Below are 1,414 nucleotides of genomic sequence, written 5' to 3' on the forward strand. Positions count from 1 at the left end.
GGAGAGTACCGAGATAAAACGTTTTGGAATACTTCTCTGTAATCCGGCGACAGAGTTCGTAGGACTCCGCAAGGGAGACGAGGGGTTTGGTGGGGTGGGTCGGTTTTGGCAATTGGAGCATTCTGCTGGGGCGGAATGATTGACTTAGATTAACGGCGAACTGTGGCTAATGATATAGCATTGTCTCACTCAAGGCCATTTTCGTCATTAGTCCCTAGCCAGAGAATTAACGAGCGCTGGACACTGGTGTGGATTGGGTTTTATTCGGGTTTAGGGGTGCTGCGGGGTGATCTTTGCTGATCACTGCTGCCGCTAATTTCCCCGATAAAACCGCTCCTTCCATGCTTCCTAAATATTTTTGCATGGTATAGTCACCGGCGAGATAAAAATTCTCGATCGGAGTTTTCTGAGAAGGTCGATAAGCTTGTCGGCCAGGGGTGGCTTTATAAACCGATCGAGGAGTTTTCACCAGATGATATTTTAACAATTGACTGGGATTATCGCCAGTAAAATGTTGGGGAAAGAGTTTTTCTAATTCTTTCATCGTGGCGGCGATAATTTCCTCATCGGATTTAGTAATCCAATCCTGAGCAGGGGCGAGAACTAATTCTAACATCGAGCGATCGGGGTTAGCGTATTCTTTACAGGTGTTGCTCATGTCAGCATAAACACTGAGTAAAGGAGAACGGGAGAATAATAAATGATCGATGTCGGTTAGTTTGCGATCAAACCAGAGGTGTAGATTAATAACAGGAACTCCTTCTAATCCTTCTAATTTTTGAAAGAATTTATCTTCTTGCCAAAGTTTAGGCAGTAATACTTTTAAGGGATCTACAGGCATTGCAGACACATAAAGATCAGCTTCAAAAAGATAATCTTTCGCACCGTCTAAACCGCGCATTAAGAAGGCTTTAACTGTGCCATCTTCATTTAAGATAATCTCTTTTAAAGGGGCGTTTAAGCGCACTTCGCCACCTCTAGCGGTGATGTAATCGACTAAGGGTTGGCAGAGTCTTTCCGTGGGTGAACCATCGAGAAAGGCCATTTTTGAGCCGTTTTTCTCCTGTAAAAAGCGGTTTAATGCCGTTAGTAGAATCGTGGCGGAAATCTCGTTAGGATCGATAAAGTTTAGGGCTTTCGACATAGCGATAAACACTTCTTTTTCTACCCTAGGAGGGATGTTTTGTTTCTCTAGCCATTCTGACCAAGAATATTTATCCATCTCCTCGACGTAACTTTGTCCTTTAACAATGGCAGGGATTAAACCGAGTCCAAATTTAATTTTTTCCTCCCAAGTTAACATATCATTATTGCGAAGAATGGCAACAATACCGTTAATTGGGGCGGGAATATCAGGGAAGTCAAACCGCGAATAAGTCCCCGGTTTTTCCGGCTGATTGAAGATCATCGAGTG

Annotated in this window: 1 protein-coding gene and 1 pseudogene; both read right to left on the reverse strand. The window is 43.5% G+C overall.

Going from position 1 to position 1,414, the window contains the following annotated elements; all coding sequences use genetic code 11:
• Positions 1-121: pseudogene (locus IQ242_RS24720) on the reverse strand (phytoene synthase); the annotation flags it as partial.
• Positions 122-226: 105 nt separating this feature from the next.
• The coding region (gene pds, locus IQ242_RS24725; protein ID WP_193961774.1) for a 15-cis-phytoene desaturase at positions 227-1,414 on the reverse strand (1,188 nt) is incomplete at its 5' end.

It is taken from the genome of Microcystis sp. LEGE 08355, assembly GCF_015207185.1.
GTDB lineage: Bacteria > Cyanobacteriota > Cyanobacteriia > Cyanobacteriales > Microcystaceae > Microcystis > Microcystis panniformis.